Source organism: Natrinema gari JCM 14663 (assembly GCF_000337175.1).
Lineage (GTDB): Archaea > Halobacteriota > Halobacteria > Halobacteriales > Natrialbaceae > Natrinema > Natrinema gari.
Genome location: NZ_AOIJ01000030.1, coordinates 18,693 through 37,932 on the forward strand (window position 1 = coordinate 18,693; position 19,240 = coordinate 37,932).

The following is a 19,240-nucleotide window of genomic DNA, read 5'->3' on the forward strand; positions in this document are numbered from 1 at the left end:
AACGTGCCATCGACCGTCGTCCACGTCGCGTTCGCAGGCTTGCTCGGGGTCGCACTGCTCGGCGACGAGTTCGATACCCGTGCAATCGCGATCGTGATGGGCTGTGCCGCCGTCCTCGATCTCGATACGCTGATCGGCATCGTCGTCCCCGGGACGCATCGTGCGGCGTTGCACAACGTCTGGATCGTTCTCGTCCCCGCCGCCGCGTTACTGTGGGACGGGACGATCCGCGAGGAATCGATGCTCCGGGATCGGTGGGGGAGCTACGGCCACCGCGTCGCGTGGGTCAGTTTGGCCGGACTGCTCTTCGCCCACGTCCTGTTCGACGCGTTCTTCAACGGCGTCAATCTCTTTTGGCCGCTCCACGACCGATTCTACGACCTGTCGGGATCGCTGCTCGTGACCGATCAACGCGGCCTCGTCCAGACGTTCGTCGAACTCGACGCCGGCCGTCTGGCGGAGTCGACGGCCCGCGGGACCACCGAGAACACCCATTACAGAACCGGGTTCGATCCCACTCGAGACGAGCCGGCGACCGCCGTCGAGCGGATCTTCCCCATCGCGGCGACCGGTGAACGATTCGTGCTCACCGTCGCCGGGTTCGGAACGGTGCTCGTTCGGATCGTCGAAGGGCGGCGGGCCGACTGAGAGCGACGGTCGACCGCGGCCAGGCGAGCCGACCATCCGCTGTCGCGAGTCACAGCGGAACGGTCACTCGGATGCCCCCTCGCTCGCGGACGGCGGCGCGGTCGTCTCGACGCGCTCGCGGAGCCACGCTATCGCCTCCTCAACCGTTTCCGGGTCAGTACTCGAGACGCGAATCCGTCCGGGCCGGTTCTCGCTGCGCGGATAGCTGCCGACTGAAACGTCGAAGCGCTCGGTAACCCCCTCGAGCGCCTCGTGCAGCGATCCCTCGGGTGCCGGCGTGTACAGCGTCTCCGCGGTCGAATCGCCCTCGAACTCGTCGGCGACCGATTCGAACATCGCCCGCATCTCGTCGGGGATGCCGGCGAAGACGTAGACGTTCTCGACGAGACAGCCCGGTGCCCATCCCTCGTTGACGACGATCGGCGTCGCACCCTCCGGAATCGAGGCTGCGGCGTCGATATCCAGCTGGAGATCGTACTCCTCGACCATCTCGGGGTTCTCGTCGCGGAACGCGGCCGCCTTCTCGACGAGTCGCTCCCGGATCTCGCCGTGGACGACGAACTCGCGTCCCAAGCCGTCGGCGACGGCTTCGACGGTCACGTCGTCGGGCGTGCCGCCGATGCCGCCGGTGACGATCACCGCGTCGAAGGCATCGCTCCAGCGGTCGACGTAGTCCGCGATGAGAGCGCGGTCGTCGGGGATCGTCAGGATTCGCTGGACCGTGCTGCCACGTTCGGTGAGCCGCTCGGCCAGCCACGATGCGTTCGTATTGGTCGTCGATCCCGCGAGAATCTCGTCGCCGACGGTGACGATCGCGACGTCCATAGCCGCGGTTCGGCGGCCGGCCAGTTATCCGCTCGGGTTCCGGCCGGCGGTCGGTCGGGGACGGGACCGAGGTCCGATCGCCGGACACGTACCCGCGTGATCGAACACGCGCTCGCGGCCGTCGGAACTGATCCCCGATCGTCGATCGCCAGCGCCACGATTTTGTAAGCCCTGTGCCAAGTGACCGTATGGGAGTGTTCACCGGCGACGAGCGGTTCGCTGTGTCCCCGTCGCCGAACGATAGCCGCCGCCCGTCCGGTGCTGACACGGCGGCGGAGCGAACCGACGATCGAACCCGACGCGGATTCGATGCGAGCCCGACGACGCGGGAGCCGTCGCGACGACCGGGGTGGGCCCGATGGTAGCCGCCGACCTCGCCTTCTCGTTCGGGCGGCTCCTCTTTGCCCTCTTCCTGGTTTTCCTGAACGGCTTTTTCGTCGCCGCTGAGTTCGCGTACGTCCGCATTCGGCCGACACAGATCGAAGAACTCGTCGCGGACGGGCGGTCGTCGGCGAAGCTCGTCCAGGAGGCCGAGGAGAATCTAGACGACTACCTCGCGACGACCCAACTCGGCATTACGATCGCCTCGCTGGGGCTCGGCTGGGTCGGCGAACCGGCCATCGCTTCGCTGCTCGAGCCCGTTCTGGGACCGGTGCTTCCCGCAGGAACGCTTCATCTGGTCTCCATCGCGATCGGGTTCAGTATCATCACGTTCCTGCACGTCGTCTTCGGGGAGCTCGCGCCCAAGACCCTCGCTATCGCGGACGCCGAGCGGATCGCGTTGCTCGTCGCCGCGCCGATGAAGGTCTTCTACTACGTCTTCATCCCTGGGATTATCGTCTTCAACGGCACGGCGAACTTCTTCACGCGGTTCATCGGCGTTGCGCCGGCCTCCGAGCGCGACGAGGGCCACAGCGAAGAGGAGATCCGACGGATCGTCGCCCAGTCGGGCGAACAGGGTGTCGTCGATGCGGACGAAGTCGAGATGATCGAATCCGTCTTCGACCTCGGTGAGACGGTCGCTCGCGAAGTCATGATTCCCCGTCCCGATGTCGTTACCGTCCGTGCCGGCATGCCCCTCTCCGAACTTCGCGGCATCGCCGCCAGCGGGAGCTACACGCGATTCCCTGTCGTCGACGACGACGCCGACGAACCGGTCGTCGGATTCGTTCACGCGAAGGACGTTCTCAAAGCCATCGAAGCCACAGACAGCGACGACGGCCGAGCGGGCGACGAACCGACCGCACGCGACCTCGCTCGAGAGGTCCTCATCGTCCCCGAAACGCGCCGCATCGACGAAATCCTCGCCGAGTTCCGCCAGCGCAACGTCCAACTGGCCGTCGTCATCGACGAGTGGGGTACGTTCGAGGGCATTCTGACCATCGAGGACGTCATCGAGGAGGTGGTCGGCGAGATCCAAGACGAGTTCGACGTCGCCGACATGGTGCCCTCGATCGACGACCTCGCCGACGGTCGATACGCCATGGACGGCGGCGTCCCGCTCGCCGATGTCAACGAAGCGCTCGGCACGACCTTCGAAGGCGACGCGTTCGATACCATCGGCGGCCTAGTGTTGAGTCGCATCGGCCGCGCTCCCGAAGTCGGGGACGCGATCGAAGTCGACGGCTACGAACTCACCGTCGACGACGTGGAGGGGACGCGCATCTCGCGGGTGACCGTCAGCGAGGCCGTGCCGGAGGCCGACGAGTCGTCCCACTGACGCCATCGACGGGGGTTCGCTGCGTACTCGATGGGTGGCGCACTCGAGCGGGCCGACCACCACCAGTCCGAGGTGGTCTCCCGTGTCGAATCGCAGAGTGGTGTCGCGGTCGGACGCGACGGCCCGCGACGGAGGTGGTGTTCCGGGACGACGGGCGGATGGGGCGGACGGGCATGTACGTGTCGATGACTGTACTCGAACATGATATACGTGCTATGTTTTTATCAAGTGAGATGTCCTCCGTCGGGATATGAACCGACGGACGTTCGTGATCGTCTCCGGTCTCGGACTCGGTCTCGCGGGCTGTCTGAATCCGCGTGCCGATACGCCCACGGATTCGAACGGGTTGCGTAGCGATCCCGACCTCGCCGCCGAGAACGCGACGGACGGGGGCACCGAAGAGACGGGCCGGAACGGCGATCCGTCAACAGACACCGAGGCCGAGACGGAGACGGAGACTGCGGGGACCGGTGACGACTCCGGCGGCGAGAGCGGGGACGCGGGGCCAGCCGTCACGTTTCCCTCGTGCACTCGAGCGGAGGTTACGGGGACGTTCGCGGCCGACGATGTCGCCTTCGCGAGCACGGACTTCTATGAGGACGGACTGTACGGAAACACCATGCTCGAGGACGGGATCGTGTTCGGCGAGGACGTGGCTGCACCGTTCTCCGGTACGGTCGCGTTCGAGATCGGGGAGACCGCGGCCGTTCGCGAGGCGGCCGACGAGATCGTCGTCGAGTTGCCGCCCTACGGCAGTGACGGGACCGTCATCTCGTCGGTCACGACCGAGCGGGAGGCATATCTCACCGGCGGTGTCACCCATGGAAATCCGCACGCCCGCGAGTGTCTGCGCGAAATCGACGCCGGCGATGGCGGGGATACCGCCGTCGAAACCTCTGCCGCGTTCGAGATCGTGCGTCTCGAGACGAACGCGCCGATCGACGCCGGCGATGTCCTCGACGTGAGTGCGACGATCGAGAACACCGGCGGCACCGACGGCACGCACGACCTCGCGTTGATCGTCGGCCACAGTTCCGAACGGGTCGACCGGCGGACAGTGAGCCTCGCGGCCGGCGAACGGACGACCATCACGACGGGGTACGAAACGCCGCGCGTCGACGCCGATCAGGAGTTTCCCGTCCGCATCGAAGCGGGCGACGCCGCGGCCGAACGGTCCGTGCTCGTCCACGGGACGGACTGAGACCCCTCGCGCTCACGCCGGTCTCCGACGCCCACGTCGAGACAGCGCCTCCTCGAATCGAACAGCGGTCGGGGGGCTCGAGCGACGACACGCTCGAGGCGTCGTCCCGTCTCGAGCGAGGGTCGGTCACGATTGACAGGCAGAATGGGTATTCCCACATATCGGGGAACGTTTTTATTTTCACCCATCGTACACCGAGGTATGTCAGACGTAGCGCTGGACGACCGTGGCCGTCTCACGCTCCCGAAGGAGGTCCGAGAGCGATACGGGGACCGATATCACGTCGTCCAACTTCCCGACGGGGTCAAACTGGTACCGGTCGCCAACGACCCGCTGGAGGCACTCAGGGAGGAATTCGCGGACATCGAGAAGTCGGCCGACGACCTTCGTGACGAAGCACGTGAAGCGTCGCTCGACGAGGCCGGACGATAGATGTATGCGGAAACCGATTTCCTGCTCGCGCTGATTAAGGACGATGACTGGCTCGGAGACGCCGCCGAGTCGGTGTACCGAGACCACCGCGACGAGTTATGGACGTCACAGTTCACGCTTATCGAACTCCTGATGGTCGCGTACCGCGAGGAACGTGATACCGAACGCGTCGTTTCCAATGCCGCCACCCTCGTCGAAGTACGCGGTGACGTGGACACGGTCATTACGGCGGCGACGTACGTGGAAGACCACGATTTCACACCATTCGACGCGCTTCACCTCGTCGAATCGAACGGTGACCCCATCGTCTCGAGCGACGATACGTATGCGGACGTTACGTCCCGTCTTGACCTGCGGTCGGTCACCGAGGAGTGATGCTCCGCAATCCCTAAACGCCGAACACACCAATGACAGTGCAATGACCGACTGGACCGAGACGTACCGTCCGACGACGCTGTCGGAGGTACGCGGCAACAACAAGGCCCGCGACCAACTCGAGGAGTGGGCCGAGACGTGGGACGACCACCGCAAGTCGGTGATCGTCCACGGCAGTCCCGGCGTGGGGAAGACCTCCGCCGCCCACGCGCTGGCCGGTGACATGGGGTGGCCGGTGATGGAACTCAACGCAAGCGACAGCCGCGGGGCCGATGTCATCGAGAAGATTGCCGGCGAGGCCGCCAAGAGCGGGACCCTCACCGGCGGCGAGGCGGGTCGCCGGCTCGTCGTTCTCGACGAGGCGGACAACTTCCACGGGAACGCCGACTACGGCGGGTCTCGAGAGGTCACGCGCGTCGTCAAGGACGCAAGCCAGCCGATCGTCCTCGTCGCAAACGAGTTTTACGAGATGAGCAAATCGCTGCGAAACGCCTGTGAGACGATCGAGTTCCGCGATGTCTCGAAGCGGTCGATCGTCCCCGTCTTGCGGGACATCTGTCGGCGCGAAGGAGTCGAATTCGAGGAAGAGGCCCTCGAGAAGATCGCCGAGTCGACCAGCGGCGACCTGCGCTCGGCGGTCAACGACCTGCAGGCGGTCGCCGAGGAGGCCGAGCGCCTGACCGTCGACGACGTGGTGACGAGCGAGCGCGACACCACCGAGGGGATCTTCGATTTCCTCGACGAACTGATCAAAGAGAAGGACGCCGAGGGTGCGCTGCGGGCCGCCTACGACGTCGACGAGACGCCGGACGATCTGCTCAACTGGATCGAGGACAACGTGCCGAAAGACTACGAAGGGGCCGAACTCGCCGACGCCTACGAGTTCCTCTCGAACGCCGACCGCTGGCTGGGGCGGGTCCGGGCGACACAGGACTACTCCTACTGGCGGTACGCGACCGACAACATGACCGCCGGCGTCGCCGCTTCGAGACGGGGCGAGAAGGGCGGCTGGACCCGCTACGGCCCGCCGAGCTACTGGTCGAAACTCGGCCGTACCAAAGGGACCCGGAACACCCGCGATTCGATCGCCGAGCGCATCGCCGAGCGGGAAGGCGCAAGCGTCGCAACCGCCCGCCGGGAGATCCTCCCCTTCCTGTCGGCGATGACCCACCACTGCAAGAACCGGGCACTGACCGTCCGCATGGCCGCGGCCTACGATCTCGACGAATCCGAGGTCTCCTTCGTTACCGGCAGCGGATCGGACACCAACAAAGTCGAATCGGTCGTCGCGGACGCCGCCGAACTGAAAGCCGAAACAGCGGTCGAGCACTCGGGCACCGCCTTCTTCGAGGCCGAGCGCTCGAGCGATGACGACGGGACGGCCGCCGCTGCGACCGACGACAGCGGCGACAGCGACGACTCGAGCGGGCAGCAGGCGCTCACGGCGGCGACATCGGACGAGAGTGACACCGGCTCCGTGTCGGACGACACGTCGTCGGCCGACGACCCCGACGACGATCAGGCCGGGCTGAGCGACTTCATGTGACCGGCGTGCCGTCGGCGGCGCACCGACACCGGGTGACGGCGGGGCGGCGTTCGGATACCCTCGCCAACATATGTCTACATATTGACTGACCGGCACTATTACGTCGCTGAACGATGAGTGTACCTCTTGGTGACCCGCCGAATGACTAACCCACATAGCTGCCCGCTCTGTACGGAGACGTACGACGACCGCAACGCCCTTCGCGTCCACCTCGAGGTGACCCACCGGAAATCCGAGGTCGTCTCCTCTCTGGTCGAACTCGACGCGGCAGTGACCGATATGTCGTCCGACCACGAGTCGACGACGGTCGACGAAGAACCACAGGCGCCGTCCGCCTGAGCGAGTGCGAATACGGATCAGCGGTCTTCTACCGGGAGTCGATCACGAAACGCCGCCGACAGTGCGTCGCTGACGCCCGCAGCGAGGGCAGGCGGCTCGAGATCGCCATCGGTTTCGGTCCCATCCAGCGGCGGGACCGTCGTGACCGGGTAGCCGGTCATCCGCTCGAGTTCGTCGGGATTCGTCCGCTCGGCGGTCGTTTCGCCTGCGTACTCGTTGACGACGATCCCACAGATATCGATGTCCCGGGCCTCGAGCGCATCGACCGAGAGTGCGGTGTGGTTGAGTGTGCCCAGTCCCGACCGCGTGACGACGACTGCCGCGGCCGCGAGGTCGGCGACGAGATCGAGGACCTCCCGGTCGCCGGCCAGCGGGACGCGGAGGCCGCCGATCCCCTCAACGACCGGGACCGGGGTCGCCTCGATCTCCCGCTCGCAGGCCACACGGAGCGCCTCGTAGGAGAGGTCCTCCCCGGCAACCTCGGCCGCGACCCGCGGTGCAAGCGCTGGCTCGAGATAGCGGGGACAGGTCGCGGCCGCCGGAGCGCCACAGGCCGCGGCGACGAACGCCGCGTCGTCGTCCGGCGGATGCCCGGTCTGGGCCGGTTTGATCGCCCGTGCGTCGTAGCCCTCCTCGCGGAGCAGGCGCGTGAGCCCGGCCGTCACGACGGTCTTCCCGACACCCGTTCCGGTGCCGACGACGGCGATCGGTTGCCGGGCGCTCACAACAGTCCGACCTCCTTGCCCGCGGCACGAAACGCCTCGAGACAGGCGATGATGTCGCTCCGATCGTGGGTAGCCATCGGAACGACGCGGATGCGACTGGTTCCCTCCGGAACCGTCGGCGGCCGGATCGCCGGCGCGATGACGTCCCGTTCGCGGACCCCGTCGGCGAGCGTGATGGCGTCCTTGCGGTCGCCCACGATGACGGGGAGGATCTGGGAGTCGCCCCACACTTCGAAGCCCATCGATTCGAGGCCGTCCCGGAGATGGGCGACGTTCTCCCAGAGTCGCTCCCGGACACCGCCGTGACGGGCGACGTGGAGCGCCTCGCTTGCCGCTGCGGCCGCCGGCGGCGCGAGCCCGGTCGAGAAGACGAACGAACGCGCGTCGTTGAGCACGCATTCGATCAACTCCGCGCTGCCGGCGATATACCCGCCTTGACTGGCCAGCGCTTTCGAGAGCGTCCCCATCTGTACGTGGACGCGGTCCTCGAGCCCTTCCGCCTGAACGACGCCGCCGCCGTTCGCGTAGAGGCCGGTCGCGTGGGCCTCGTCGACCATCACCCACGCGCCGAACTCCGCGGCGGCGGCACAGATCGCATCAAGGGGCGCGACGGTGCCGTCCATGCTGAACACCGAATCGGTGACGATCAGCCAGGACTCGTCGGCCGGCTCCCGGCCGTTTCGAGCAGCCCGCTCGGCCCGGTCCGCGAGCTTCGATCGCAGGCTCGCCGCATCGCAGTGATCGTAGACGACCGTCTCGGCGTCCGTGAGTCGACAGCCGTCGATGATGCTCGCGTGATTCAACTCGTCGGAGAAGACGATGTCCGGCTCGAGCGCCGTGATCGTGCCGACGTTCGCGGCGTACCCCGACGAAAAGGCCAGCGCGCGCTCGGTGCCTTTCACCTCGGCGAGTTGCCGCTCGAGGTCCCGGTGGACCATCGTATCGCCGGTGACGAGTCGGCTCGCCCCGGCACCCGTCCCGACGGTCGCGGCGGCCTGCCGGGCCGCGTCCTGTATCCGCTGGTCGTCGGTCAATCCCAAGTAGTTGTTCGAGGCGAAGACGAGCGCCTTCGCCGTCTCGAGGACGGGCAACTCGCCGCCCGATGGCTCGGCGAAGTAGCCGTGCTCGGCAACCCGGTCGACGGGCGAGAGGGTACGTTTCAAGTCGTGCTCCTCGAGCGTCTCGAGTCGGTTCTCGAGGTCGAACCCGCGGTCGGCCATTCGGCTAAACCGACTCAGCGCCATGGTTTGATTCTCACGGTTCGGATCGAGTGGCCGGATCGGCGTTGCTGCGGCTCGAGGAGCCCGATATGCGATAGTTCCGGGTGGCGTCGTCGTCTCCCATCGAAACGACCCCCCACGGGGTTAGAAGCCGGGCAGCAGGTCGGCCGGGCCGAAGACGCCGTACTCGCCCGCTCGGTTCCGGCGGACGCCGGCTTTCAGATAGCCCAGCGCGGGCCCGTTGACGTTGGCCTCCATGCTCGTGTCGTCGCCCAGTTGGAACGTGTTCGTCGCCGTCTCGCCGTCGAAGGTGCGGCCGGTCACGCGAACCGTCGTCGTCGTCGGCTTCTCGTCGTTGCGAACGTCGAGAACCCCGCCGACGGTGACGTCGTCGGCGTCACAGACGCCCGCGCGCTCGAGCAGGACATCGTCGGCGTGTTCCATGTCCTCGAACTCGATGACGCCGTCGTGGTCGTCGATGATGGCTTCGATCTCGGACTCGGAGAGCGCGCGCGCGGTTTCGATGTCGTACCCGGGCAGGTGGGCGATGTCCTCGCGGACGGTGCCGCGGTTGTCCTCGTATCCGGACTTGAGACCGACGCCCCACCAGATGTCGACGTCAGTGACCTCGACGAACGACTGGGCGGCTAGCGCGGCGGCACCGGTCAGCAGGCCGGGTGTCGCGCCCGCCCCGCAGATGAACGTGATGCCCGCGTCCTCGAACTCGTCGCTGCGCTCGTCGAGCATGTCGATCACGCGCGAGCGCTTGAGCACGTCGATCATGACCCCGGAGTAGCCGCCGTCGACGAATCGGTCGGCGGTGCGGGGAATGAAGTCGTGTTCGTAGTTCGGCAGCGCCAACAGCACGGCGTCGATCCGGTCGCCGCGGTCGATGATCTCCTGAATGGCGTCCTCGCTCGGACGGGCCTGACTCGAGGCGACGACGCCCCTATCCTCGCCGTGTTGTTTGACGCCGCTCTCGGCGGTCGCCGCGCCCGTGCCGCCGTCGGTCGCGACCTCGCTGTCGATGTTCCCTTCCGTCGCCGCCAGCAGTTCGTCGACGTCGAGGCCGTCGAAGTCGATGGCGACGCCGTGGCGGTCACACGCCGCGACGGGCGTCAACGCGTCCTTGTGCTGGCTCACTTCGAGCGCTCGTCGGCCGATACCTCCGGTTCCGAGTACCGCAAACGTGATTTCGTCCATGGATGTCGATGTGCTGAATGCGTCGTATCGTCAGTCGTCGCTCGGTTCCGCGCCCGCACTCGCCGTCTCGGTCGCCGAGTCCGCCGCCTCGCTGTGACGGGCCTTGACCGCTTCCGGATCGAAGTCGTTCGTGTCCGTATTGGGCTCCAGCCCCGCACGCTCGACAATCTCCAAGTCCTCGCCGGGTGACTGCCCGCCGGTCGTCAGGTAGTCGCCGGTGAGGAGACCGTCCGCGCCGGCCTCGAGCGGCAGGTGCTGCTCGTCGGGTGCCAAGTTGACCTCACGGCCGCCGGTCAGGCGGACCCGCGACTCGGGGTGGAGCAGTTTGTATACCGCAACCGTCTTGACGATCTCGTCGGTCGAGATGTCGACTCCTTGCTCGGCCAGCGGCGTTCCCGCGACCGGATTGAGCACGTTCACCGGCAGCGAGGAGATCCCGATGTCCTGCAGGGCGATCGCGGCCTCGACCCGGTCGGTCGGCGTCTCGCCCATCCCGAGGATCACGCCCGCACAGAGGTCCATCCCGGCCTCCTTGGCCACCTCGAGGGTCTCTACCCGGTCCTCGAAGCTGTGCGAATCGACGATCTCGGGGAAGTAGTTCGGCGAGGTCTCGATGTTGTGATTGTAGTGATTGATCCCTTCCTCGGCGAGGATCGCGGCCTCTTCCTCGGTCAGAATGCCCAGTGAGGCGTCGACCTCGAGATCGCACTCGTCGCGGACGCGGCGGATCGACTCGAGGACTTCTTCCCACTCGTCGGGGCGGTGTTCCTTCGAGACGCCCTTCTCGGCGACGACGATGCCGAACCGCTGGGCACCGTCGCGTTCGGCCCGTTTCGCGGCCTCGAGGATCTTCTCGGGGCCGAGGAAGCCGTAGGTGTCGATGCCGGTGTCGAAGTGGACCGACTGCGCACAGAAGCCACAGTCCTCGGCGCAGTTGCCGGCCTTCGCGTTGACGATCGAGCAGGCGTCGACCGTGCCGTCGCCGAAGTGATCGCGTACGGCCGCACCCGCCTCCGCGAGCGCGTCGGTCGGCTGGGCCATCAACGCGACCCCGTCGGTCCGATCGAGCCGCTCGCCGGCCATCACCCGCTCGAGCGCGTCGTCGACCGTCTCGTTTCCAGTCTCGTAAACCACGCTATGATGTGTGGTTAACAAGACTATAATGATTGTGGATTTTCACGGTGGGTGACCCGTCACGGTCCGTCTCAGTTGTCGCCTTCGTCGACCGCACCTGCGTCGATCGCTGTCAGGTGGTCCGAGTCGACCCGTTACCGCGGTGTCTCCGCGCCCCACTTCTCGAGGGCCGTCGCCAGTTCCGCGTGGTCGTCGGCGTAGGTCTCGAGGTCCGTGCCCGCCATCGAGGCCTCGACGGACTGTCGGAGCGCTTTCGCACCCGCGTGCGTGCCGTCCGGGTGGCCGTGGATGCCGCCGCCGGCCTGCACGATGATGTCGGTTCCCAGCGCGTCGATGAGTTGATCGACCACGCCGGGATGCAGTCCGCCGGAGGCGACCGGGAGGACGGGCCTGAGACCGTGACAGTCGCTCGTGAGCCACTCGTTGATCCCCGGCGTGTCCTCGTTCGCGAGCTTTCCCAACCCCGCGGTCCCGGTGTGGATGTGGTCGACGCCACAGAGGCGGGCGATCTGGGCGATGACGCGCATCGATACCCCATGGTGGTCCAGTCGGTCGAAGGCGGCGTGCATCGCGCGGTGGGCGTGGATCGCCAGCCCGTGGTCCTCGCAACGCTCCCGAACCGACTGGACGGCCGCCCAGCCACAGGTGATCACGTCGACCATGACGAACCCGCCGCCGTGTTCGGCGACGAGGTCGACCCGCTCGAGCATCTCGGTGGTCTCGGCGGTCACGTTCACGAGGTAGTCCTTGCGCTCGCCGGTCTCCTCCTGGGCGCGGTCGCGGGCGGCGAGGCTCTCGGCGAGTCGGTCCGCGAAGGGGTTAAACGCCTGATCGGTGAGGTTCTCGTCGTCTTTCAGCAGGTCGACACCGCCGCGCCAGGCCTCCTCGCCGATCCGGGCATGGGCGTCGGTCGAGAGGCCCACCTTGGGTTTCGGCACCGTCGCCAACACCGGCCGCTCGCCCGCGTCCAGTTTCTCGCGCGCGACGCTTGGCCCGAACTGCGGGCCCGGGAACCCGCTCGTGATCGATTCCGGCCAATCGCAGTCCTCGAGTCGGATCGAGTCGACGGCTTTCATCCCCAGGATGTTGCCGGCGATACACGAGAGGATCTGGGGCATGCTGCCGGCCTCGAACAGTGCGGTCGGGTACGCGACCGTAACCGTCCGTCCGTCAATGCCACAGGCGACTGCACCGAGCTCCGTGAGTTCGTCCTCGTCGACGTGTAAGGCGGCCCAAGTGCCGTTCGATGACTCCGAGGCGACGCGACTCGCCGCCGCCTCCATCGACATCCCCGCGGCCGGTTCGATCGTGAATTCACAGACTAGTTCCGTCCCAGCGGGCTCGTATCCGAGGTCCAGAAAGTCGTCGTACTCGATCCCTGTCATGATACCGTCCGACATACGACGCGTCGAGTAATAGTGCTTGTGCCGGCTCCCGGCGAGTCGCTACGAATGGGCAATATATGCCGACTTTAGCCACGAACGACGATTTTCCCGATTGTCTCTCGTTCCGCTCGTATTCTGCCCGATCGTCAACCCCAACCACCATCGATGGCCGCTAACGGCCAGTACACTAATATTTCACTTCCCAAATCTATCGCGCCGGGAAAAATTCCGAAAATTAAAGTCGTGTGATAATCCACTAGTAGCAAGCGGGTTCATGACAGATAGTACGACAAACAGTCCGGGCGACAGTGGGTTCGACGTGGATGCGAGCACCGACGAGCTGTTCGGGGACCTCGAGGAAACCGACACGGGAACTGGGCAGCGAACGGAACGGGAGGACGACGCCGACGGTGACGAGCCGGACGAGGTCGAAGACAGGACGGCCGCCGAAGTCTTCGATCAGCTCCGTGCCGAAACCGCGGACGAGGGCGGTACCGACGACGTGCTCGCGGACGAAACGCCGGACGACATCATCGCGAGCGCGGCGGAGCCGGACCCCGACCCGGCGACGCCCGTCGACGACGACCTGCTCGCTGACGAGGACGAACTCACGGATCTGCTTCTCACTGGCCGCACGAAAGACGGGGAATTCCTCTGGGTCGACACCGCTGATTCCGACGACCGACGGGACGACGAACCCGACGATTCCACTCCCCCCACGACTGCGGAGTCCGACAGCGGCGACACCGAGACGCCGACCGCCGAGACACAGGCCGACTCACGGACTGCGACGACGACCGCCGGGTCCGTGGAGCCCTCCGACGGCGACCCCACCCTCGAGCACGGGACGGACAGCGCCGTCGAGCCCGACGCGGCTGCGGTGACCGAAACGGACGCGGAGAGCGACGCCGACGCCACACGCGATACGAACGCCGCTCCGGAGACGCCGTCGGACGCGGATGCCGACTCGTCGGTCCAACGCGACGAGGCGGAGTCGCGTCTCGAGGACGGGACGGATGCATCCGCGGTCGACGGTCCCGACACGGCCGACCGCGATACCGATGCCGACGGGAGTGATCTCGATGCGACCGAGACCGAGTCCGCGGCCGACGACGACGCGGCGGGACTGCTCGGACGAGTGCGGTCGCTGTTCGGCTGATCGTTCCGAGCCCTCGAACGCGCGCCGCGAACCCGCGTCCGGTCGCCGAGAAATCCGCGCCGTCCGTATCGCGACGGCCCGGAACTGACCCGTTGTCCTTCTCGTCCCGTCGCCTCGAGTCCAATCACACCTCGGGATGCCATGCGAGCCCGTCCCATCGAACCGTGTACGCGTTTGCACCACACTCCGGACATTGCGTCCCGCCCGTCGTCGGATCGGTCGTCCGCTCCGGGATCGTCTGCGTGGAGCCACAGCGATCACATTCGAGCCAGACCGGCATACTCACACTGACGCGCCGGACGACCATGATCGTGCTGCGGGAGAGCGACGGGGGCCGGCGCTGGGCGGTCATAGTACTGGACGCAGGACCTGCCGCCGCTCGAGTGGGCTCGAAACGGGACGCGAGACCGCAACGGTCGGCCCGCGATTGCAGTTCCGGACCGACGCCTACGCGAGACGGCAGCGTTACGCGAGGAACTCTTCGATGTGGTCGGCGACTTCTTCGGGGGTGTCGCCGACGGGGACGCCGGCGTCGTTGAGGGCGCTGATCTTGCTCTCTGCGGTTCCCGTGCCGGAGCCGGAGACGATCGCGCCGGCGTGACCCATCCGCTTGCCCGGCGGTGCGGTGCGGCCGGCGATGAAGCCGGCGACCGGCGTGTCGACGTAGTCGTCGATGAACGCGGCCGCTTCCTCCTCGTCTTCGCCGCCGATCTCCCCGCACATGACGATGGCGTCGGTGTCGGGGTCGTCCTCGAACAGTTCGAGGGCGTCGACGAAGTCGGTCCCGATGATCGGGTCGCCACCGATGCCGATGGCGGTCGTCTGGCCGATCCCGCGATTGGTCAAGCTATCGACGACCTGGTAGGTCAGGGTCCCGGAGCGGGAGACGAGCCCGACGTTCCCCTCGGCGAAGATGTTCCCGGGGAGAATGCCGAGTTTCGCCTCGCCGGGCGTGATGAGGCCGGGACAGTTCGGACCGATGAGTCGGGTCTCCGTCTCGGAGAGGCGCTTGTTGACGCGCGCCATGTCCTGGGTCGGGATGCCTTCCGTGATCGCGACCGCGAGGTCAAGCTCCGAGTCGAGCGATTCGAAAATCGCGTCACCGGCAAAGGCCGGCGGAACGAAGATCACGGACGTATCCGCGTTCTCCTCGTCGACGGCCTCGTGGACCGTATCGTAGACCGGCACGCCGCTGACCTCCTGGCCACCCTTGCCGGGGACCGCACCGGCGACGACGTTGGTGCCGTACTCCATCATCTGTTCGGCGTGGAACTTGCCTTCCCCGCCGGTGATGCCCTGTACCACGACGCGCGTGTCGTCGTCGACTAGTACGCTCATTGGTCGTTCACCTCCCCAGCGTACTCGACAGCACGCTGAACCGCGTCCTCGAGGGTCTGTTCGACCGTCACGAGGTCCTCGTTGAGAATCTCCATGCCTTCCTCCCAGTTCGTGCCGGCCAGTCGGACGACGACTGGCTTGGGGATCTCATCGAACTGCTCGAGCGCCTCGTTGATCCCCCGGGCGACCTCGTCGCCGCGGGTGATCCCGCCGAAGATGTTGAAGACGACCGAATCGACGTTGTCGTCGGAGAAGACCATGTCAAGCGCGTTCGCGATGCGGGCGGCCTTCGCGCCGCCGCCCACGTCGAGGAAGTTGGCGGGTTCGCCGCCGTAGTGGTCGACCAGGTCGAGCGTCGTCATCACGAGCCCGGCACCGTTGCCGATGATCCCCGTGTTGCCATCGAGACGGACATAGTCGAAGCCGTACTCGTCGGCCTTCTGCTCGAGATCGTCGCCGCCGGCCGCTTCCTCTTCCATCTCGGCGAGTTCGGGCTGGCGGAACAGAGCGTCCTCGTCGATGTTCATCACAGCGTCGGCCGCGATGACCTCGTCGTCGGCCGTGACCATCAGCGGGTTGATCTCGGCGTCGGCTCCGTCTTTGTCGTCCCAGAGCTGGTAGAGCGTGGTGAGGACGCTCGAGACGTCGCGCGCGACCGACTGGTCGACGCCGGCGTCGTAGACGGCTTTGCGGGCCTGGTATGGGTGCATCCCGAAGGAGGGATCGATGTGTTCGCGGGCGATCGCGTCGGGATCTTCCTCGGCGACTTCCTCGATGTTGACGCCGCCTTTGGTCGAGACCATCGCGACGGGCTTGCCCTCGCCGCGGTCCATCGTGATCCCCACGTAGAGTTCGTTCACGAAGTCGACCGCTTCCTCGACGAGGACCCGATCGACGTGATACCCTTTCAGATCCATGCCGAGAATGGAGTCGGCCGCGTCCCGGGCCTCGTCCGCGTCCTCGACGAGTTTAATTCCGCCGGCCTTCCCACGGCCGCCGACCTGTACCTGCGCTTTCACCGCTACTGGGTATCCGATTTCCTCGGCCGCGGATACCACACCGTCGACGTCGGACGCGAGTTGCGAGTCCGGCGTCGGAATCCCGGCATCGGCGAAGACGGTCTTCGCCTGATATTCGTGTAATTTCATGCCATTCGAACGGGCGTGCCGACCTTGCTTAAATCATGCCAGTTTCCACTCGCCGCGGGCGTTCTATCGACGTGCAGCAACGACACCGGGTGCGTCACGGCCGTCCTGTTTTCTCAACCGCTCTCTTTGTGTGGGTTCTCAACTGAGGGCGGGTGTGACCTACCCGCACGTCCGGACTCCGGGCGGATTCCTCGCGATGAAGAGGTCGGCCGATCGCTCGGACGGGTCTCCCGCGACGCTCGCGGCGACCGGCCGACAGGAGCCGACACAGCATTCAAACGTCGCCTCTCCTAAGGGCACGGACAAGGGGCACCGCCGTGAGAAATTCCACCGCGACGCATCGCCCACCCGGCTGGGTGGCATCCGTCAAGACCGGGCTCCGGGTTCTGGTCCATAGCAACCTCTTCATCTCGCTTGCGACGGTCAGCGTCGCCGTGACGACCGTTCTTCTCGCAAACCTGCCGCTCGAGCCCCTACCGCTGTTCATCGTTTTTGCGGCGACGATGTTCGTCTACACCGTCAACCGGTTTACCGACCTCGCGGAGGACGAACGGAACGTCCCACAGCGTGCGGCGTTTACCAAGCGGTACGGAACGCTCTGGTTGGCCGTTGGGGTCGGCCTCTACGTCGCCGCAGTCGGACTCGCCGTCGCGGTCGGCGTTCCCGGCGCGGTGTACATGTTCCTCCCGCTCGTGGTCGTACTCCTGTACTCCGTCGGCGGGGTCAAGCAACTCTTTCTCGTGAAGAACCTCGTGGTCGGCTTCGCCTGGGGCGCGATCCCGTTGGGCGTCGGCTACTACTACGGCCAGTTGCGCTCGCCGGCGATCCTGTTTCTGTTCGGGTATATCACGACCATGATCACCATCGCCGCGGTGATCTTCGACGTGAAGGACATCGAGGGGGACCTCGCGGAGGGCATCCCGACGGTCCCCAACCTGTTCGGCCCGCGCTGGACCCGCCTCCTGTCGTTGCTGGCGACCGTCGCCGTCGCCGCAGCGGTGATCGCCCTCGTCGTCGGTGGCGCGATCGCACACGAGTTCCTCGTCGTGCTCGCGATGAACGCCTACGTCTGTGCGTACATCCCCTTCGCGACCACCGATCGCGGGCCGCTGTACTACGGGTTCGTCGTCGACGGCGAACACGTCTTCCTCGCGGCCGTCGTCGCCGCGCTCGAGTGGCTGATCTGGTAGCGGCTGCGCTCGACGCGACACGCACTGGCAGCGTCACGACAGCCAAAAAGGACACGACACCGCGTTCCGTTCGACGGCGAGTGCCGCGACGACAGCGGCCGCTATCGGTCGGCCGTCGACGCTCGGCTCGGGCGGTTCAGTCGCGGTCGGCTTCGCTCCAGTCGCAGTCCTGGCACTTCCAGCCGGTGACGAGTTCGGTGACCGACGGCATGTAAACAACCCGCAAGACGTTCCCGGTACACTCCGGACACTCTTCGTCGGCCTCCTCGATCGAGTCGACCTCCATCACGGCGTCGCCCTCGACGAGTTCCGCGAGTTTTTCGGCCGTCACCATTCGCCCCTGAACGACGCGATTCTCGCTCACACTCGGGCTACCGGCCGCGATACCCTAAGCGTTTCCTGATTCGGTCGTCGCCTCGAGCGAGATCGATTGGGGCGGGATCGGAGCGCGTCGCGATCGAAAACCGAAGCGGTTCCAGCGGGTCGGAACCGGGGCCGGCGTCGCAGCGGCCCTCGCTATCGTCCGTCCGTCGGCAACCCCATCCAGTAGCCGTCAGCGGCGTCCGAGAGCGCGCTTGCGGGTCTCCACCTACCGCATCGTAGTTGCCGAGTCGAAGTGATATCAGTGTATCCCGCACAGCATGTGCACGGCGTGCACGCACCGCGGTCGCGGACCGACCGGAAGCGTCCCCGATCACCAGCGGCGGCTACTCGAGGCTGTCCATCGCCGTTGCGTGCCGTTCGAGGGCGTCGAATCGATCGATCGCCCACTCCCTGACTCGCGTCTCGGTCGACTCGAGCAGCGCCGTCGGGAGCCCGTTCTCGTCGTGGACGCCGATCTGAACCGCGTCGTCGACGATCCCCAGATAGAATGGCACTTCGTTGGCGACGACCGCGACGGAAAGCGACTCGGCGTCGGCCATCGCCGCGAACGTGTCCGCGACCGGCGGCTCCGTCCGCAGCGTCTCCGCGACTGACTCGGTGACGAGCAACTCGAAGACGGCCCCCGATTCGAGTGCTTCCCGCGACGTCTCGAGCGGTTTCGCCGCCGTCGCCGGCAGCATGGCCCTGACGTACTCCGCGTCGGAGAGACTCGCCGCGCGGTATTCGGTCGGCGCGTAGGGGTTTGCCGTCGTGGACTCGACGACCGTCGCGTCGACCAGCCCCTCGAGATCGAAGTCGAGTTCGATCGCCGGAATCCGCTCGAGCACCGGCCGTAACCGAACCATCGCGTCGACCCGGTCCAGCGTTTCCGTCACCGCCCCCGTCGCGAGGGCCCCGGCCGACGTGAGTTCGTACCGTCGACCCCGTTCGCGGAGCAGTCCGCGTTCTCCCAATCCATCCAGATTTCGTTGTAGCGTCGTTCGCACGACATCGACCTCGGCCCGTAGCGCATCCTTCGAAACGGCACCCTCCGCTGCCAGCGTCTCGAGGATCCGTACTCGGGTCGGTGAACGCGCCACGTACTCGAGCGTCTCGATCGCAGCCCCCGTTCGATCACCCATCACGTCTCGGTTCTCCAACCGAGCCCACTTTATCGCACTGGCCACTGCCGGGGCGCTTCGTCCCCGTACCCGCAATCCGAGCGACCGCTATGGTCGAGCGCTGTAACCGATTGGGACGCCGTGATCGGCCTGTGTCTGCGGGCACAA

Annotated in this window: 20 protein-coding genes; 9 read left to right on the forward strand and 11 right to left on the reverse strand. The window is 66.3% G+C overall.

Annotation, left to right across the window (positions count from 1 at the left end; genetic code table 11):
- Positions 1 to 3: 3 nt before the first annotated feature.
- Complete coding sequence (locus tag C486_RS01040; protein WP_008452060.1) at positions 4 to 648, forward strand: metal-dependent hydrolase; 645 nt, start codon at positions 4 to 6, stop codon at positions 646 to 648.
- Positions 649 to 711: 63 nt separating this feature from the next.
- Here the strand turns inward: C486_RS01040 and C486_RS01045 are convergent, their stop codons facing one another.
- A complete protein-coding gene (locus C486_RS01045; protein ID WP_008452061.1) occupies positions 712 to 1,473 on the reverse strand; it encodes a competence/damage-inducible protein A in 762 nt (253 codons plus the stop codon).
- A gap of 358 nt (positions 1,474 to 1,831) precedes the next feature.
- Here C486_RS01045 and C486_RS01050 point away from each other — a divergent pair, with 358 nt between their 5' ends.
- The 6 genes from C486_RS01050 to C486_RS01075 all read left to right on the forward strand — a co-directional run bounded on the left by C486_RS01050 (position 1,832) and on the right by C486_RS01075 (position 7,086).
- On the forward strand, positions 1,832 to 3,193 hold the full coding sequence (locus C486_RS01050; protein ID WP_008452065.1) for a hemolysin family protein: 1,362 nt from the start codon (positions 1,832 to 1,834) through the stop codon (positions 3,191 to 3,193).
- A gap of 250 nt (positions 3,194 to 3,443) precedes the next feature.
- Positions 3,444 to 4,394 carry a hypothetical protein gene (locus C486_RS01055; RefSeq protein WP_008452067.1) on the forward strand — a complete coding sequence of 317 codons (951 nt, stop codon included), beginning with the start codon at positions 3,444 to 3,446 and terminating at the stop codon, positions 4,392 to 4,394.
- 201 nt (positions 4,395 to 4,595) lie between these two features.
- A complete protein-coding gene (locus tag C486_RS01060; protein WP_008452069.1) occupies positions 4,596 to 4,826 on the forward strand; it encodes an AbrB/MazE/SpoVT family DNA-binding domain-containing protein in 231 nt (76 codons plus the stop codon).
- Positions 4,827 to 5,201: a PIN domain-containing protein gene (locus C486_RS01065; protein WP_008452070.1), complete on the forward strand. Its 375-nt coding sequence runs from the start codon at positions 4,827 to 4,829 to the stop codon at positions 5,199 to 5,201.
- 43 nt (positions 5,202 to 5,244) lie between these two features.
- Positions 5,245 to 6,747 (forward strand): replication factor C large subunit, encoded by a 1,503-nt coding sequence (locus tag C486_RS01070; protein ID WP_008452072.1) that lies wholly within the window; start codon positions 5,245 to 5,247, stop codon positions 6,745 to 6,747.
- 141 nt (positions 6,748 to 6,888) lie between these two features.
- Positions 6,889 to 7,086, forward strand: coding sequence for a hypothetical protein (locus C486_RS01075; RefSeq protein WP_049888096.1), 198 nt, complete (start codon positions 6,889 to 6,891; stop codon positions 7,084 to 7,086).
- A 17-nt stretch (positions 7,087 to 7,103) separates the two neighbouring features.
- Here C486_RS01075 and bioD read toward each other — a convergent pair whose 3' ends face one another.
- The 5 genes from bioD to rbcL form a co-directional block, all read right to left on the reverse strand.
- The gene (gene bioD, locus C486_RS01080) at positions 7,104 to 7,811 is read right to left on the reverse strand and encodes a dethiobiotin synthase (protein WP_008452075.1); all 708 of its coding nucleotides are present in this window, start codon (positions 7,809 to 7,811) and stop codon (positions 7,104 to 7,106) included.
- Positions 7,808 to 9,031 (reverse strand): aminotransferase class I/II-fold pyridoxal phosphate-dependent enzyme, encoded by a 1,224-nt coding sequence (locus C486_RS01085; RefSeq protein ID WP_014863182.1) that lies wholly within the window; start codon positions 9,029 to 9,031, stop codon positions 7,808 to 7,810. The genes bioD and C486_RS01085 overlap by 4 nt, the downstream gene beginning before the upstream one ends.
- A 144-nt stretch (positions 9,032 to 9,175) precedes the next feature.
- Positions 9,176 to 10,234, reverse strand: coding sequence for a hypothetical protein (locus C486_RS01090; protein WP_008452080.1), 1,059 nt, complete (start codon positions 10,232 to 10,234; stop codon positions 9,176 to 9,178).
- Between the two features lie 30 nt (positions 10,235 to 10,264).
- On the reverse strand, positions 10,265 to 11,368 hold the full coding sequence (gene bioB, locus C486_RS01095; protein ID WP_008452082.1) for a biotin synthase BioB: 1,104 nt from the start codon (positions 11,366 to 11,368) through the stop codon (positions 10,265 to 10,267).
- Positions 11,369 to 11,502: 134 nt separating this feature from the next.
- Positions 11,503 to 12,753: a type III ribulose-bisphosphate carboxylase gene (gene rbcL, locus C486_RS01100; protein ID WP_049910031.1), complete on the reverse strand. Its 1,251-nt coding sequence runs from the start codon at positions 12,751 to 12,753 to the stop codon at positions 11,503 to 11,505.
- A gap of 274 nt (positions 12,754 to 13,027) precedes the next feature.
- On the opposite strand from rbcL, the gene C486_RS01105 reads away from it, so the two are divergent.
- Positions 13,028 to 13,912, forward strand: coding sequence for a hypothetical protein (locus C486_RS01105; protein WP_008452085.1), 885 nt, complete (start codon positions 13,028 to 13,030; stop codon positions 13,910 to 13,912).
- Between the two features lie 124 nt (positions 13,913 to 14,036).
- On the opposite strand, the gene C486_RS01110 is transcribed toward C486_RS01105, so the two are convergent.
- The 3 genes from C486_RS01110 to sucC all read right to left on the reverse strand — a co-directional run bounded on the left by C486_RS01110 (position 14,037) and on the right by sucC (position 16,398).
- Positions 14,037 to 14,192, reverse strand: coding sequence for a hypothetical protein (locus tag C486_RS01110; RefSeq protein WP_169316567.1), 156 nt, complete (start codon positions 14,190 to 14,192; stop codon positions 14,037 to 14,039).
- Between the two features lie 185 nt (positions 14,193 to 14,377).
- Positions 14,378 to 15,250, reverse strand: coding sequence for a succinate--CoA ligase subunit alpha (gene sucD / locus C486_RS01115; RefSeq protein WP_008452089.1), 873 nt, complete (start codon positions 15,248 to 15,250; stop codon positions 14,378 to 14,380).
- Positions 15,247 to 16,398 carry an ADP-forming succinate--CoA ligase subunit beta gene (gene sucC, locus C486_RS01120; protein ID WP_008452091.1) on the reverse strand — a complete coding sequence of 384 codons (1,152 nt, stop codon included), beginning with the start codon at positions 16,396 to 16,398 and terminating at the stop codon, positions 15,247 to 15,249. The genes sucD and sucC overlap by 4 nt, the downstream gene beginning before the upstream one ends.
- A 356-nt stretch (positions 16,399 to 16,754) precedes the next feature.
- Here sucC and C486_RS01125 point away from each other — a divergent pair, with 356 nt between their 5' ends.
- Positions 16,755 to 17,588: a UbiA family prenyltransferase gene (locus C486_RS01125; RefSeq protein ID WP_008452093.1), complete on the forward strand. Its 834-nt coding sequence runs from the start codon at positions 16,755 to 16,757 to the stop codon at positions 17,586 to 17,588.
- A 136-nt stretch (positions 17,589 to 17,724) separates the two neighbouring features.
- On the opposite strand, the gene C486_RS01130 is transcribed toward C486_RS01125, so the two are convergent.
- Both C486_RS01130 and C486_RS01135 read right to left on the reverse strand, forming a co-directional pair.
- The gene (locus tag C486_RS01130) at positions 17,725 to 17,952 is read right to left on the reverse strand and encodes a DUF5795 family protein (protein WP_008452095.1); all 228 of its coding nucleotides are present in this window, start codon (positions 17,950 to 17,952) and stop codon (positions 17,725 to 17,727) included.
- Positions 17,953 to 18,295: 343 nt separating this feature from the next.
- Positions 18,296 to 19,093 (reverse strand): helix-turn-helix transcriptional regulator, encoded by a 798-nt coding sequence (locus tag C486_RS01135; protein ID WP_008452099.1) that lies wholly within the window; start codon positions 19,091 to 19,093, stop codon positions 18,296 to 18,298.
- Between the last annotated feature and the right edge of the window lie 147 nt (positions 19,094 to 19,240).